This window comes from Streptomyces sp. NBC_00775 (genome assembly GCF_036347135.1).
GTDB classification, from domain to species: Bacteria; Actinomycetota; Actinomycetes; order Streptomycetales; family Streptomycetaceae; genus Streptomyces; species Streptomyces lutosisoli.
The window spans coordinates 984,141-999,747 of record NZ_CP108938.1; the positions used below are offsets into that span (position 1 = coordinate 984,141).

Sequence of the window (15,607 nt, forward strand, 5' to 3'; positions counted from 1 at the left end):
CCCCTGAGACGGCGGCAGTCGGACCAGGCCCGCGCGCGGGAGTCAGACCTGCCACTCCACCTTGAACACCCACACGTACTGCCCGGCCTTGCGGGCCGCCTCCGGTACGTCGATCACCAGCGAACCGTTGCTCACCGTCCAGGTCAGCGGACGGTCGTGGCCCAGCAGGGTGACCTTGTCCCCGCCGCGGATCGGCACCGGCGCCTCGACGGTCAGTTTGTTGCCGGGCGCGGTCAGCGAGTGGATGTAGAACGCCTTGTTCTGCCGGACCGTGAACCGCAGGTCCTCGCCGAGCTGGGCCATGCGTGACCAGTACGTCGTGTCGTAGATCGCCTCGCCGTTGGTCCGCAGCCAGCGGCCGGTCTCGCGCAGCCGGGTCTGCATGATCTCCGGGATGGTGCCGTCGGCGCGCGGGCCGATGTCGAGCAGGAAGTTGCCGTTCTTCGACACGATGTCGACCAGGCTGCGGACGACCTCCTCGGCGGTCATGTACGCGGCGTCGGGCGTCGCCTGGTTGTAGCCGTAGCTGAAGGGGTCGAGCCCCCGGCTGGACTCCCACTTGGCGACAACGGTGTTCTCGTACGTCGTGTACTCGGGTGTCGTGAAGTCGTGGAAGCCGATGCCGGAGCGGTTGTTGACGGTGACCTCGTACGGCTTCGGCCGGTTCTTGCCGTGGTTGAAGTACTCGGCGAGGACACGAGCACTGTCGTTCGCCCCGCCGATGTCGCACCACAGCACGGACGGGTCGTAGCCGTGGATCAGCTCCAGCATCTGCGGGGCCTGATAGTCCTTCACATAGTCCTTGCCCGCGGTGTATCCGGTGTACGGGACCGGCTCCTGGGTGTACGGATTGCGCGGGGCGTGGCCCATCCACGGGTTGTCGGGGTTGAACCACTCGGGCATGGAGAAGTACAGGCCCCGGTGCAGCTCCGGAGTGAACTGCCGGGAGGCGTCGAAGAGTTCGCGGATCAGATCGCGCTTCGGCCCCATCTTCACGGCGTTGCGGTCGGCGACCTTGGTGTCCCAGAGGGCGAATCCCTCATGGTGTTTCGAGGTCAGGACGTGGTACTGGGCTCCCGCGTCCCGGAACAGCTCCACCCACGCCCGGGGGTCGAAGTTCTTCGCCGTGAACATCGGGATGAAGTCGTCGTAGGCGAAGTTCTCCCCGTACTTCTCCCGGTGGTAGGCGTACACGGCGTTGTCCGGGCTCTGCAGGTGGTTCCAGTACCACTCGGCGTACTGCTTGCCGACGGGTGACCACGCGGGCACGGAGTAGACGCCCCAGTGGATGAAGATGCCGAACTTCGCGCGGTGGAACCAGTAGGGGGCCTGGTGTCCGGAGAGTGACTCCTCGTTGGGCTGGTAGTCGGGCACGCCGATGGTCAACTCGCGGCTGCTGGAGGTGACTCGCTCGCCGCGTCCGGTGACGACGACCGCGCCGACCTGGGTGGTTCCGGGTGCCGTACCCACCCGGCTGCGGATGCCGACGCGGACGCGCGCCTGCTCACCGGGGTCGAGGCGCGTCACGCGCGCGGGCTCGACCGTGCGGGCGCCCGCCACGTCGACGCCGACCGACACACGGTCACCGGCGAGGACGGCGACCGTGCCCGCGTTGACGACGGTGGCCTCGACGCTCTGGGCGCCGCTCGACTCCAGGAGGGAGAAGGTGGAGTGGGCGTCCCGCAGGGCCAACGCCCGTCCCTGGGCGGCCGGCTGGAGGGACAGGGCGAAGATGTGCAGGGACGCCTTGTTGGCCTCGGCGGGGTTGGTGGTCGGCAGGGTCAGGGCCACCGCGTCCCGCTGTGGATCGATCCAGACCTCGGCCGTGCCGATGCCGACGCGATGCTCGTCCTTGGTGCCGTCCGGTTTGTAGCGGTACGCGGCCGACAGTGAGCCGCCCGCCGCGTACCAGTCCGAGCCGCCCAGCCCGGCGGTGGTCGTCGAGCCGTCGGCGTAGTGGACGGTGGCCTTGCCGGAAGCGTTGCCGTAGCTGCCCGCGGTGAGGAACAGGGCCGACAGATAACGGCCCTTGGGCAGGTCGATGCGCTGGCCCATCGCCACCACGTTGTTCTTGGCGCCCGCGCCGGAGGAGAGGAACTGGAACGCGGTCCCGTCGACCTCCACGCGTCCCGCGGGGAGTTCCTCGCCCGGGAACGTGTAGCCGGAACCGTCGAAGTTCCCGCCGCGTGCCGCGGCGGTGTCGATGCCGTCGTTGTCGACGTAGGTGTCGAGCGGTACGGGTACCGGGTCGGGGACGGGCACCCACTGGCCCTCCTGCCCGCCTGCGGAGGGCACCTCGCCCACGGCCCGCGCTTCGGCCGTGGCGGCGAGGGGAAGAGTGGCCGCGACGGCGACTCCGGCCGCGGCTCCCAGTACCTGACGTCTTGGATGCATGCTCATGAGCGGCTCCCATTCATCGGATGTCTGATGATCGAGCGACCACCAAAAGCTGTCAATGGGGCATGCAGTCAGAGAAGTTGAGTCAGTGATCGGATGATCTCTCGCAGCGTGGAGACACCGGACGGCCCCCGCACGAAAGTCCAGGAGCCTCGGACCGCATATCCGGGCGCGGCAGCCCTCGACGCGGCACCCCGCCCCCGGGCAGAGTGCTCCTCGCACTACTCACCAGTACGACAAGGAGCGCCCGTGACCAGCTGGGTCGGCCGGACCGCCGTCGAGATCGCCGCAGCCGTACGCGAGAAGCGGGTCACCCCCCGCGAAGTGGTGGCCGAACACCTCGCACGGATCGAGCGGCTCGACGGCCGCGTCGGCGCCTTCCGCACCGTTCGGGCGGCGGCGGCCCTCGCGGAGGCCGACGAGCTGGCCACGAGGGATCTGGGCGAACTCCCCCTCGCGGGCGTGCCCTTGGCGGTCAAGGACAACCTCCCGGTGCGCGGCGAGTCGAACCGCAACGGCTCCGCCGCGACCCCGGACACGCCCGCCGACCACGACCATGTGACCGTGGCCCGGCTGCGCGCGGCGGGCGCCGTGGTCGTGGGTCTGACGAACGTGCCCGAGCTCTGCATCTTCGGCACCACGGAGGGCGTGCACGGCACCGCCCGCAACCCGTGGGACCTCTCCCGCACGGCGGGCGGTTCGTCGGGCGGCAGCGCGGCCGCGGTCGCCGCCGGGATGGTGCCGGTCGCGCTCGGCAACGACGGGATGGGCTCGCTGCGCATCCCGGCCGCCAACTGCGGCCTTGTCACCCTGAAGCCGGGCCACGGCGTGGTGCCCGCCGGGATCGGTCACGGCGACTGGTTCGGCATGTCGGAGAACGGTCCGCTGGCGACCACGGTCGAGGACGCGCGGCTGATGTTCTCCCTCCTCGCGGACACCGAGGTGCTCCGCCCCTCGGAGCCCGTCACCCGGAAGATCGCCGTCTCGGTGCGCAGCCCCCTGGCCGGTGTGAGCGTCGGCCGACCGTATACGACCGCGGCCCGGGAGGCGGCCGGGCTGCTGGCCGGGGCGGGCCACCAGGTGCGTCCCGCCGACCCGCCGTACCCGCTGTGGCTGAGCACGACCTCGCTCGCGCACTGGACGGCGGGCACCGCGGTCGACGCGGAGGAGCTCGACCCGCGCCGGCTCGCCCGGCGTACCCGCGTGCACGCCGCCGTCGGCCGCCGCTTCGTGGCCGGCGTCCGCGAGGGCGAGCGCCGTGAGCAGCTGCGCAAGCGTCTGGAGCCGTTCTTCGAGGAGTACGACGTACTGCTCACGCCGGCGCTCGCCCGGCGCGGTCCCGCCGCCGCGGCCTGGCACGAGCGGGGCTGGCTGCGCAATCTGATGGCCAACACGAACTACTCGCCGCTGACTCCGCCGTGGAACCTGACCGGCTGGCCCGCGATGTCGGTGCCGTTCGGGACGCTGCCGAGCGGTGCCCCCTGCGCCGTACAGCTCGTCGGCCGTCCCGGCTCCGAGTCGGCTCTCCTCGATGTGGCGGGACAGCTGGAGGAGCTGCGGCCATGGCGGCGGACGGCTCCCCTCGACCAGGTCGTGGCCGGCAGCTGATCAGTCCCACCAGTTGAACAGCAGGTCTCCCACTGCCTCGGGGCGCCAGTGGCGGACCTGGGCGAGCTCCGCCATCGCCAGCTCGCTCAGGTCCACCTCGGTCATCGGCGCGCTCAGATCACGAGCGTGCAGGACCCGATATCCGACAGTCCCGAAGCATCCAGCCCAGGCCGGCGGGTCGACGAAACGTGCCACCGGCCGGCCGGGGACCGGCGGAGTGCCGGTGAAGGCGACAACGGGCAGGTGATCGTGGCACAGGACGACGAGCGAGGCCCCACGTCCGGCGATCGTGACCGCGTGGAAGCTGGAGACTCCGGCGAAGGACAGCTCGTCGACGCGAGCCCCGATTTCCCGCGCGGCCTCGAAGCAGGCACTTCTGAACGACGCCCTGTCCGCCGGTGCGAGCGGCACATCACGCCCGCCCCAGAACCCGGTCGCTCCCCGCGCCAGTCGCATCGGCACTCTCCCTACAGCGCCCGGTACATGATGTGCAGCCCCACCAGCCCGTGCCGTGCGTGCTCGTACGCGTCCGGCACGGTGCCCAGGATCGTGAAACCGAGCGAAGTCCACAGCTTGACGGCCGGGTTGGTCTCCACGACGGCGTTGAACACCATGCCTCGGTAGCCGTCGGCCTTCGCCGCGGCGAGGATGTGTTCGGCGAGGGCGCGGCCGATGCCACGTCCGGACCGCTCCGGGTCGACCATGAATCCGGCGTTGGCGATCCGGGCGGCGGGACCGCCGTAGTTGGGGGTGACGAAGGCCGAGCCGACGACGGCTCCGGTGTCGTCCTCGGCGACGTACACCCGCTTGCCCGGAGCCATCCACAGGGCGCGAGCGGCTTCCTCGGAGGTGTCCGGGTCCCAGGCGTAGGTCTCGCGGGCGGCGACGATCCGGTGCCAGAAAGGCCAGATCCGCGGCCAGTCGTCGGCCGCGGCTTCTCTGATGAGCATGGGCGTGAGTCTGACACGCCCATGCCGTCATCGATCGCGATGGGTCCTGCCGGGGCCGGTCAGTCGACGCTGGGCAGGATGTGGGGCTCGGCGAGGTCGTCCTCGTACCCCGCGAGGCGGATCGGCGCGGACCTGGCCCACACCTCCAGGCTGCCGAGCTTCTCGGGCCCACGGCTCGCGCGCTCCGTGCGTTCCTTGGGGCGCTTATCGCGATTCGTCTTCTCCGGTGTCACCGCGCACTCCTTATGTGTCGGGTCACCCTCGGGACGTACAGGACCGGTCTACTGCCGGTCGCCTGACGCCCGCTCGGGTCTGAGTGGAAGGCAGTTAGGGACGCGGTGGCGCCGGTAACTCGTATGAGAGCAGGCCGTGGTGACCGGCTTGTCCCGGGACGGACCATGGGTGTGGGTGGAACCCAGAAAGGCTGCCCGTCCGGTACAGGTTAACCAAATGAGCGGCCGCCCGCTCGATGGGGCTGAAAACAAGAAGTTACTGTCTCAAGTCACCGGGCGCCCATCAGGCCCCGATCTGCGGTGATTTGAAACATGATGCCCTCTTCGACACCACCCATTCGGCTCAATACCGACGGTGAGCAGGGTCACTGAACCGGCCACGGGTCATGTCTGATTCCACCGATCGGGAGAGAGTCGAACCCATGGACGCGATCCTCCACGCACTGTCCCTCACGGGCTCGATGACCTGGGAGATCACCTGGGCGCTGATCCTCGGCTTCGGTCTGTCCGCCATCGTCCAGGCGGTGGTGCGCCGGGCGACGGTCGTACGGCTGCTCGGCGACGACCGGCCACGGACACTCACGCTCGCCGCCGGGCTCGGAGCGGCCTCCTCCTCCTGCTCCTACGCGGCCGTCGCCCTCGCGCGGTCGCTGTTCCGCCAAGGCGCGAACTTCACGGCGGCGATGGCGTTCGAGATCGCCTCGACCAATCTGGTGGTCGAACTCGGAGTGATCCTGGCCCTGTTGATGGGCTGGCAGTTCACACTCGCGGAATTCGTCGGCGGACCCGTCATGATCGTGCTGCTGGCCGTGCTCTTCCGGCGCTTCCTGCGCGAGCGGCTGCTGCGGCAGGCCCGGGAGCAGGCGGACCGCGGGATCGCCGGGTCCATGGAGGGGCATGCGGCGATGGACATGTCGGTCCAGGGCGAAGGGTCATTCGCACGGCGACTGTTGTCGGGCGACGGTTTCACCTCGGTCTCGCATGTCTTCGTCATGGAGTGGGCGGCGATCCTGCGCGACCTGGTGATCGGTCTGCTGATCGCCGGCGCGATCGCGGCCTGGGTGCCCGACGCGTTCTGGAGCTCCCTCTTCCTGGACGGGCATCCGCTCGCCGCGAAGGTGATCGGCCCGCTCGTCGGACCGCTGGTGGCGATCGCCTCGTTCGTGTGTTCCATCGGGAACGTGCCGCTCGCCGTGGTCCTCTGGAAGGGCGGCATCAGCTTCGGCGGCGTCGTCGCGTTCATCTTCGCCGACCTGCTGATCCTGCCGATCCTGAACATCTACCGGAAGTACTACGGGCCACGCATGACCGGCTTCCTGCTCGTCACCTTCTATACGGCGATGGTGCTCGCCGGATACGTCGTGGAGTTCGTCTTCGGCGGCCTCGGGCTCATCCCCGACCAGGCCGACGCGGAGATCCCCATGGAGGGCGTCTCCTGGAACTACACGACCTGGTTGAACATCGTCTTCCTGCTGCTCGCGGCCACCTTGGTGTGGCGGTTCGTGCGGACGGGAGGAGTGGCCATGCTGCGGATGATGGGCGGGGCACCGGAAGCGGACCATCCGGGCCATCACGGCCATCCCGGCCATCACTGAACACGGCACGCAGTTCAGGTCCCGTTGGCCGATTCGCAAGGCAGTCATGATCTGCTGACCCCCGGCAACGGCTTTTCCCGCGCGAGGACTCGGGAGGACTGACGCATGGAGCTGCGCAGCGTCGAGGAGCTGATGGATCTGCTGCACGCCTGCCGGGGCGCCTGGGACACCCCAGATCGCGGTGGCGACCCGGTCGATCTGCACGATCACGCCCTGCAGACCGCCGCGCTGCTGCGCCGCGGCCATCCCAGCGACAAGGAACTCCAGGTGGCGGGCCTGGTGCACGACATCGGCCATCTGCTCAGGCCGGGTGACGACGCCGGTCACGCCGACTGCGCGGCCGACGCCGTACGGCCCCTGCTCGGTGAGCGGGTCTCCCGTCTCGTACGACTGCACGTGGCGGCGAAGCGCTATCTGGCCACCACGTCGCCGGGCCGTGGACTGTCCCCGCAGAGCGCGCTGACCCTGACCGTGCAGGGCGGCGCCATGACACCGTGGGAGGCGGCGGCGTTCGAGCGCGATCCGCTCGCCGAGGACGCGGTGACCCTGCGGCAGGCCGACGACGCGGGCAAGGTCGTCGGGCTGGACGCCGGGGTCATGGAGGACTGGCGTACGGTCCTGGAGCTGGTGGCGGCGCGGCACTCACGGCTGGGGGCCGTCGACCGGCGGCACCGATGGCCGGGGACTGTCGGCCGGCAGCGCTCACTGCCGGGGGCTGTTGACTGACGGCCCGTCATGAGACCGTACGCGGATGATGTCGCCGTACGGGATCGAGGGCAGGGCCGCCATCGTCACCGGGGCCTCGCGCGGGATCGGTCTCGCCGTCGCCCAGGCGCTCGCGGACGCGGGAGCGCGGGTGTGCGTGACCGCCCGGGACCCGGACGGGGTGGCCCGGGCCGCCGAGCGGGTCGGGGGCATCGGGCTCGCCGGCTCGGTCGCCGACCCCGCACATCTGTGGGAGCTGACCGAGCTCGCGCTGCGGGAGTTCGGGCGCATCGACGTCGTGGTGAACAACGCGGCGACCAATCAGCCGTACGGCCCCCTCATGGACGCCGAACCGGACCGCTGGCGCGAGGCGTTCACGGTCAACGTCGAGGCACCGCTGCGGCTGGTGCAGTACGTCTGGCGGGCCTGGATGGGCGAGCACGGCGGGGCGGTCGTCAACATCTGCACGGAGGGCGCCGGGCATGTCGGCCCCCACGTGGGCGCGTACGGCACCAGCAAGGCCGCCCTGCTGCATCTGACCCAGCAGCTCGCGGGCGAACTGGCCCCCAAGGTGCGGGTCAACTCCGTCTCCCCCGGCCTCGTCCGCACCGAGATGGCCCGTTTCGTGTGGGAGGACGGCGAGGACGAGCTGGGTGCCGGACTCCCGCTGGGTCGCATCGGGCGGCCCGAGGACATCGCCCGGGCGGTGCTGTGGCTGGCATCGGACGCGGCCGAGTGGATCACCGGCGCCGACCTCCTGGTCGACGGAGGGACGCGGGTCAGGGCCGCGTACACCGCCGCCACCGGCCCCACCGTCCAGGAGCGCCTGCGGACGCGGACGCCCGGTGTCCAGGGGCCCGCCGACTCGGCAGGACAACGACCGTGACCGCGCGTTGAATGGTGACCATGGGTGTTCGGCGACGGGCGAGACACCACGGACGAACGGCGCTGACGGCAGCCGCGGTGGCCTCCCTGCTCTCGGCGGGCTACGCCGCCCCCGGATCCGCGTCGGCCGCGGCTCCGCCGCCCCAGCCTCCGCCCCAGCTCACCCAGTCGAAGGTGGACGACGCGGTGGGCAAGCTCGACGGGATCGTCCAGGACGGCATGAAGAAGACCGGCGTGCCCGGCGTGGCGGTCGTCGTGGTCTACAAGGACCGCGTCCTCTACCTGAAGGGCTTCGGCGAGCGGAAGGTGGGGCAGTCCGCCGCCGTCGACCCGGACACGGTCTTCGAGCTGGCCTCCCTGTCCAAGCCACTGGCCTCGACCGTGGTCGCCGGTGTCGTCGGCGGCAAGGCCATCGGCTGGGACGACCCCGTGGCAGGGCAGCTGCCCGGCTTCGCGCTCAAGGATCCCTGGGTCACCAGGCATGTGACGTACGCCGACCTCTTCTCGCACCGCAGCGGTCTGCCCGACCACGCCGGTGACCTGCTGGAGGACCTCGGATACGACCGGACGTACATCCTGGACCATCTGCGCCACGAGCCGCTGAGCCCGTTCCGCGCGAGCTACGCGTACACGAACTACGGGGTCACGGCCGCGGGCCAGGCGGCCGCGAACGTCAAGGACACGACGTGGGAGAAGCTGGCCGAGGACACGCTGTACGGCCCCGCCGGCATGAACGCCACCAGTTCCCGCTTCGCCGACTACGACCGGGCCAAGGACAGGGCCGTCAACCATGTGCAGAGCGCGGACGGCACCTGGCAGGCGAAGTACGTCCGTGACGCCGACGCCCAGTCGCCCGCCGGCGGCGCGAGCTCCACGGCCCGCGACATGGGCACCTGGCTGCGTCTGCAGCTCGCGAACGGGAAGCTCGACGGCAAGCAGATCATCCCCGCCGACCCGCTGGAGCGCACCCATCTGCCCGAGATCGTGGCCCAGCCCCCGCGTGCCCCGGCGGGCCGCGCCGGGTTCTACGGCCTCGGCTGGAACGTCGGCTACGACGACCAGGGCCGACTGCGCCTCAACCACTCCGGCGCCTTCGATCTCGGCGCGAACACCAATGTGACGATGCTGCCCGGCGAACAGCTCGGCATCGTCGTCCTCACCAACGGAGCACCGGTGGGGCTCGCCGACTCGATCGCGCTGAACTTCTTCGACACCGCCCAGTACGGCAAGCCCACGGCCGACTGGCTCAGCCTGGTCGACCAGGTGTACCAGCAGCAGGAACGGGCGGGCCGCTCCCCCACCGACTACGCCAAGCCCCCGCAGAACGCTGCCGCCGCCCGGCCCGACAGCGCGTACACGGGCACGTACGCCAACGACTTCTACGGCCCGCTCACCGTCACAACCGACCAGGGCGGACTCACCATGAGCCTGGGCCCGAAGCCGATGAGGTTCCGGCTCACCCACTACGACGGCGACACGTTCAGCTTCGAGACGGTCGGCGAGAACGCGACCGGACTGTCCGGCGTCACGTTCAAGGGCGGCGGGCGGGCGACCGAGGTGACCGTCGAGGCCTGGGACCAGGACGGCCTGGGCACCTTCACCCGGCCATGAGACCCTCCGGGGTTACCACTTGCCGGGCGCGTAGTCCTTCAGGAAGACGCCGTACAGGTCCTCGCCCTGCTCGCCACGCACGATCGGGTCGTACACGCGGGCCGCGCCGTCGACGAGGTCGAGGGGGGCGTGGAAGCCCTCGTCGGCCAGGCGCAGCTTGTCGTAGTGCGGGCGCTCGTCGGTGATCCAACCGGTGTCCACCGAGGTCATCAGGATGCCGTCGGTCTGGAACATCTCCTGGCCGCTGGTCCGCGTCACCATGTTCATGGCAGCCTTCGCGGCGTTCGTGTTCGGGTGCCCCGCGCCCTTGTAGCCGCGGCCGAACACGCCTTCCATCGCCGAGACGTTCACGACGTACGCGCGTCCGCTCGTCGCCTGCTTCGCGGCCGCGGCCATCAGCGACCGCAGATTGCTGATCAGGATGAACGGCGCCGTGTAGTTGCACAGCTGGGTCTCGAGGAGCTCCACCGGGGAGATCTGCTCGATGGTCTGCACCCAGGTGTTGGTGTCGACGACGTCGGGGACGAGGCCGCCCGCGTCGATGGCGGTGCCGTCGAGGTGCCGGGCGACGCTGGCGTTACCCGCGACCAGGGCGAGCTCGGCGACCTTCTGTGCGTCGAGGCCGCTGGTCCCGAGGGGCAGCGCGGCGAGGCCGTCGACCGCGCCGGAGTTGAAGGCGCCGATGACGTGGTGGGCGGGCAGCTCACCGGCCGGCAGCGGGGCGCTCTCGCCCTCGACCAGCGCGGCGTACGCGGAGGGCAGGCGGCGCACCGTCTGTGTCGCGTTGTTGATCAGGATGTCGAGCGGACCCTGCTCGGCGATCCGGTCGGCCAGGGCCACGACCTGGGCCGGGTCGCGCAGGTCGGTGCCGACGATCTCCAGACGGTGGATCCAGTCCGCCGAGTCGTCCATGGCCTTGAAACGGCGGATGGCGTCCTTGGGGAACCGCGTGGTGATCGTGGTGTGCGCACCGTCGCGCAGCAGCCGCAGCGCGATGTACATGCCGATCTTGGCGCGGCCGCCGGTGAGCAGCGCGCGCTTGCCGGTGAGGTCGGCGCGGGCGTCGCGGCGAGAGCGGTTCAGGGCGGCGCAGTCCTGGCAGAGCTGGTGGTAGAAGTAGTCGACCTCGACGTACCGCGTCTTGCAGGTGTAGCAGGAGCGCGGGCGCTGGAGTATCCCCGCGATCTGCCCCTCCTCGGTCACCGACGACGGAAGGATGCCCTCGGTCTCGTCGTCGATGCGCTGGGCGGAGCCGGTCGCCGTGGACTCCGTGACCGCCCTGTCGTGGGCGGTCTTGGCGGCCCGGCGCTCCTGGCGACGGCGCTGCTTGACCATGCGGTAGACGCCCGCGGTGGCGCGGCGCACGGCGATGGCGTCGGGGTGGTCGACGTCGATCTTCTCGAGTTCGTCGAGCACGCCGAGGCAGACCGCCAGCCGCTCCGGGTCGATGCCGGGGCCGTACGAGGCCTCCGCGACCTCTGCCGTGTCCACGGCGGGGGTCGCCTGGCTGTCCTCTGTCACCGTCATCGCCGTTGCCGTTCCTCGGGTTGTGCGCCGCGTTCGAACCGCGCTCGCTTTCGAAGGCGGAATTTTACGGACCAATCGTTCGCGGCACCAAACCCGAGATGATCAACGGCCCTCAGGAACCACAGGCGATGATCAGCGTCTCGACCTCCTCGGACAGCGCACGGGCCAGCAGATCGAGGTCCGGCACGGCCTCCGCGTCGGCGACAAGGCCGTAGTGGACGCGTCCGCGGTACGTCGAGACGGCCACCGCCAGCGCCTGCCCGCGGGCCAGCGGGGCGAACGGATAGACCTCGGCGAGCGGGCAGCCGCCGAGCTTCAGGCCGAGGCTGGGCAGCGGCACGCTGGTGACGAGGATGTCGAACAGCAGCCGGGCCGCCTGACCGACGACGGGCCCGCCGAGCCGGTGCCCGAGCGGCGGTACGTGGTCGGCGAGCAGCGCGACGGCGCCCGCTCCGCGGTGGGGCCCCGCGTCCTTGTTGCGGTCCATCGCCGTACGCACCGTACGCAGCCGTCCCAGCGGGTCCGGGTCGTCGACCGGGAGGTGTATCAGATAGCCGGAGAGCCGGTTGCCCTGGGGATGCGCGGTGCGCGGGCGGCGCCTGGAGACGGGGATCAGGGCACGGGGGGTGACCCCGGCGCTGCCGTCGCCGCGTTCGTCGAGCCAGCGGCGCAGGGCGCCCGCGACGACGGCGATCAGGACGTCGTTGACGGTGCCGCCGACGGTCTTGCGGACGCGGTGCACCTCGTCGAGGTCGAGGGCCACGCCCGCGGTACGCCGGGTGCCGGTGGGCTGCGAGGTCAGGGCGGGCGTGGACCGTACGCCCAGGGTCGCGCGGGCGACGGAGGTGCCGATGTCGAGGGCGCGGCCCACGTCGGAGAGGGTGCCGCGGACCAGGCCCGGAAGCTTGCGGACGTCCGGGAAGAGCCCCCGGGGCGGCTCGGCGGGGCGCGGGCGGGGCTCCGGCATGTCCATCGGGTCCATGATGGCGGCGGCGAGCATCAGTGCCCGCAGCCCGTCGGCGAGCGCGTGGTGGAACTTGAAGAGCACGGCGAACGACACGCCGTCCTCGCCGGGCAGCACATGCGCCTCCCACGGCGGCCGGCCGCGCTCGAGCGGGCGCTCCATCAGCCGGCCCGCGACCGTGTGGAAGTCCGCGGTCGGCGCGTGCAGCCGTACGTGGTCGAGCGGCTCGAAGTCGGGCGCGGGCTCGCGGGCCGCGCTCCCGAAGGCCAACGGGTCGAGTGGCTGCCACACGTCACGGATCCGCATACGCAGCCCGGGAACGGCGGCCGCACGGGCCGCGAGCAGGTCGGCGGCGTGCGCGCCCGCGGTGGGCGAGTGGGCCTCGAAGACGCCGAGGGCGCCCAGGTGCATGGGGTGCTGGGCGGACTCGATGTTCCAGAAGGCCAGGTCGAGTGGAGCGAGGAGATCAGGAGTCAAAGGCTTGCTCTCGCGTCGACAAACGGGTGAGAAAGCAGTCAATCGCCGACTGGCGATTACGGTCAAGTACGATCAAGCTACGCATAGTTAACAGCAGATTAAGTCCCGCCCCTCGCGGAAGGGGCGGGGCCCAAGGGTCTCAGGTGGTGCCCGAGGTGCGCGTTAACCCGTCTGCGGTCATTTCAGGGCGGGCGGCGCGGCCTCGGCGGATGTCCCCCAGTCGGACGGCTCGGGGCCGACGGTGAAGGACAGCGAGCGCAGACGTCGTAGCGCCTCGGTCGTCAGATACGTACGAGCGTACGGGGATCCGTCGGCCCGGACCGACTGGATGTACCGGTCGCCGCCCGAGGTGCCCGGCGCCGTCACGGTCAGAGCGCCGTGCGGGTAGTAGCCCCGGTCGAGCGTGAGGTCGACGCGCTCGAAGACGGGCGTCGACAGGCCCCAGGTGTCGTCACCGGGCTGCACCGGAAAGATCCCAATGGACGAGAGCACATTCCAGGCGGACATCGTGCCCAGGTCGTCGTTGCCGGTCATCCCGGTCGGCGTGTCGGTGAACAGGGTCAACGCGGCATGCACCACATCGGTCGTCTTCCACGGCTGGCCGGTCGACAGATAGGTGTACGGGGCGATGAGGTCGGGTTCGTTCTGCGGGTTGTACTTGTCCGCGTTGTAGAAGTCGTACGGGCCGTTCACCCACACCTCGCGGGCGGTCTTCGCCGGGTCCTTGAGCAGCTGCTCGTACGCGAAGAACGAGTCGAGCCGGTCGTTGGCCGTCCGCCGGCCGCCGATCAGGCCGACCATGCCCGGCAGGTCCTGCGGCACGAGCCACTGGTACTGCCAGGCCGTGCCCTCGTGGAAGCCCTCGCTCTCGGCCGGGTCCGCCGGTCCGGTGAAGGCGCCGGAGGCGTCCCGGGCGCGGAAGAATCCGGTCGAACTGTCGTAGAGGTTGCGGTAGTTCCGGGAGCGCGCCAGATAGCGTGCGGCATCCGCGTCGTGGCCCAGGTCCCGCGCCATCTCACCCAGCACGCCGTCCGACAGGGCGTACTCCAGGGTCGCGGAGGCGCCGTGGCCGAAGTCCGAGTGGCCGGGCTTCAGGTTCGGGCGGCCCTTGATGTAGGGCGCGTAACCGTGTCCGATGTACTCGGCGTTGGCATCGCGGCCCACCGCCGGGGAATCGGCGGGCGGCATCCCGTCGGCGTTCTTCTTCAGCGCGCGGTAGGCCCGGGCCTCGTACCCCTTCAGCAGGCCCTGCTGGTAGGCGTTGGTGAGGAACGGGGTGACCGGGTCGCCGGTCATGATGTTCGTCTCGACCGTGGCGTAGCCCCACTTGGGCAGCCAGCCGCTCTCCTCGTCGATCCGGATGACGGAGATCGCCATGTCCCGGGACTCGCGCGGCGCGAGCAGGGCGAGCAGCTGGCACTGGGTGCGGTAGGTGTCCCACAGTGACCAGTTCTGGTAGTACGTGAAGCCTTCCGCGCGGTGGACCTTCAGGTCCCAGCCGGTGTAGCGGCCGTCGGCGTCGCTGCCGATGTTGGGCGCGAGGAAGGACCGGTAGAGCGACGAGTAGAACGTCCGGCGCAAGGTGTCGCCGCCGCCCTGGACGCGTACGTCGTCGAGCCGGTCCTCCCACGCGCGGCGGGCCTCGTCGCGGACGGCGTCGAACGAACGGCCGCCCTCGGAGCGCAGGTTGACGGCCGCGCCGGCGGCGTCCACGTACGAGAGCGCCGTGGTCGCCTCGACGGTACGGTCCTTCGTCGTGTCGAAACGGACGAAGGCGCCGCCCCGTCCCGTGCTCACCGACTCCTTGGAGCCCTCGGTGACGGTGTCGCCGTTCCAGGTTCCCGAGGTCATGAACGGCCGGTCGAAGCGGGTGATGGTGTACACGGTGTACGGCTTGGTCGCCCGGCAGAAGCCGCTGCCCGTGATCGTCGTCCGCACGGTCCGGTCGTCGAGGATCTCGACCTTGGCGGAGACCGCCCTGTGCAGCGACTGCCCGGCGTTGAGCAGCACGTTGGCCTTGTCCGTGGCCGGGAAGGTGTAGCGCTGCACCCCGGTGCGCGCGGTGGCCGTCAGCTCGGCGACGATGCCGGTCTTCAGGCCGACCTTGTAGGAGCCGGGGCTCGCCTTCTCGGTGTCATGGCTGAACTCGGCCTGGTACTTGGCGTAGTCCGTACCGATGACGTCACCCGTCGTCGGCAGCACGGGCAGGTCGCCACCGATGGCGCAGCCGACGCCTGACAGATGGACGAGGGAGAAGCCGCGGATGTGGTTCTGGGAGTAGTCGTAGCCGGTGTAGTGGCCGGTGTCCGGCGAGAACTGCACCATCCCGAAGGGCACCGCGGCGCCGGGATAGGTGTTGCCCTCGTTCTGTGTGCCGATGAACGGGTTCACCAGATCGGTGAGTTGACCGTCGCGCGGCTCGGCGGCCTGGGCGGGGGGCGGGGCGAACAGTGCGGACGCCGTCACCAGCCCGGCCGCGCACAGGCGCAGGCGCCGGGTCCATCTCATGCGGGAGCCTCCGATGGATCGACATCGTTGTCTTCCCGCATGGTCGTGGCTGGGGCCCGGGTTCCCCGGCAAGGACATGAAAAGGGAGATAAAAGAGGCACAAAGGGCGCAGGGACAACGGCCCCGGCGACCGGGGCCGTTGTCCCT

12 protein-coding genes are annotated in these 15,607 nt (G+C 70.4%); 5 read left to right on the forward strand and 7 right to left on the reverse strand.

What is annotated here, in order from left to right; all coding sequences use genetic code 11:
• Positions 1-42: 42 nt before the first annotated feature.
• Positions 43-2,400: an alpha-L-fucosidase gene (locus OIC96_RS04635; RefSeq protein WP_330309154.1), complete on the reverse strand. Its 2,358-nt coding sequence runs from the start codon at positions 2,398-2,400 to the stop codon at positions 43-45.
• Between the two features lie 246 nt (positions 2,401-2,646).
• On the opposite strand from OIC96_RS04635, the gene OIC96_RS04640 reads away from it, so the two are divergent.
• A complete protein-coding gene (locus tag OIC96_RS04640) occupies positions 2,647-4,005 on the forward strand; it encodes an amidase (protein WP_330309153.1) in 1,359 nt (452 codons plus the stop codon).
• On the opposite strand, the gene OIC96_RS04645 is transcribed toward OIC96_RS04640, so the two are convergent.
• The 3 genes from OIC96_RS04645 to OIC96_RS04655 are packed head-to-tail and all read right to left on the reverse strand — an operon-like array spanning position 4,006 to position 5,188.
• Positions 4,006-4,461, reverse strand: coding sequence for a hypothetical protein (locus tag OIC96_RS04645; RefSeq protein ID WP_330309152.1), 456 nt, complete (start codon positions 4,459-4,461; stop codon positions 4,006-4,008).
• 11 nt (positions 4,462-4,472) lie between these two features.
• Positions 4,473-4,955, reverse strand: coding sequence for a GNAT family N-acetyltransferase (locus tag OIC96_RS04650; protein ID WP_330309151.1), 483 nt, complete (start codon positions 4,953-4,955; stop codon positions 4,473-4,475).
• Positions 4,956-5,014: 59 nt separating this feature from the next.
• The gene (locus OIC96_RS04655; RefSeq protein WP_330309150.1) at positions 5,015-5,188 is read right to left on the reverse strand and encodes a hypothetical protein; all 174 of its coding nucleotides are present in this window, start codon (positions 5,186-5,188) and stop codon (positions 5,015-5,017) included.
• A 422-nt stretch (positions 5,189-5,610) separates the two neighbouring features.
• Between OIC96_RS04655 and OIC96_RS04660 the strand changes: the two genes are divergently transcribed.
• From OIC96_RS04660 to OIC96_RS04675, 4 genes are all read left to right on the forward strand, one after another.
• Positions 5,611-6,783, forward strand: a complete 1,173-nt coding sequence (locus OIC96_RS04660; RefSeq protein WP_330309149.1) for a permease — start codon at positions 5,611-5,613, stop codon at positions 6,781-6,783.
• A 105-nt stretch (positions 6,784-6,888) separates the two neighbouring features.
• Entirely contained in the window at positions 6,889-7,509 is a 621-nt protein-coding gene (locus OIC96_RS04665) for an HD domain-containing protein (RefSeq protein WP_330309148.1), read from the forward strand.
• A gap of 25 nt (positions 7,510-7,534) precedes the next feature.
• Positions 7,535-8,374 carry an SDR family oxidoreductase gene (locus OIC96_RS04670; RefSeq protein ID WP_330309147.1) on the forward strand — a complete coding sequence of 280 codons (840 nt, stop codon included), beginning with the start codon at positions 7,535-7,537 and terminating at the stop codon, positions 8,372-8,374.
• Positions 8,375-8,394: 20 nt separating this feature from the next.
• Positions 8,395-9,984, forward strand: coding sequence for a serine hydrolase (locus OIC96_RS04675; protein WP_330309146.1), 1,590 nt, complete (start codon positions 8,395-8,397; stop codon positions 9,982-9,984).
• A 12-nt stretch (positions 9,985-9,996) separates the two neighbouring features.
• Here OIC96_RS04675 and OIC96_RS04680 read toward each other — a convergent pair whose 3' ends face one another.
• The 3 genes from OIC96_RS04680 to OIC96_RS04690 all read right to left on the reverse strand — a co-directional run bounded on the left by OIC96_RS04680 (position 9,997) and on the right by OIC96_RS04690 (position 15,460).
• Positions 9,997-11,511, reverse strand: a complete 1,515-nt coding sequence (locus OIC96_RS04680) for an SDR family NAD(P)-dependent oxidoreductase (RefSeq protein ID WP_330309145.1) — start codon at positions 11,509-11,511, stop codon at positions 9,997-9,999.
• Between the two features lie 112 nt (positions 11,512-11,623).
• Positions 11,624-12,952 (reverse strand): wax ester/triacylglycerol synthase family O-acyltransferase, encoded by a 1,329-nt coding sequence (locus OIC96_RS04685; protein WP_330309144.1) that lies wholly within the window; start codon positions 12,950-12,952, stop codon positions 11,624-11,626.
• Positions 12,953-13,129: 177 nt separating this feature from the next.
• The gene (locus OIC96_RS04690) at positions 13,130-15,460 is read right to left on the reverse strand and encodes a GH92 family glycosyl hydrolase (protein WP_330309143.1); all 2,331 of its coding nucleotides are present in this window, start codon (positions 15,458-15,460) and stop codon (positions 13,130-13,132) included.
• Between the last annotated feature and the right edge of the window lie 147 nt (positions 15,461-15,607).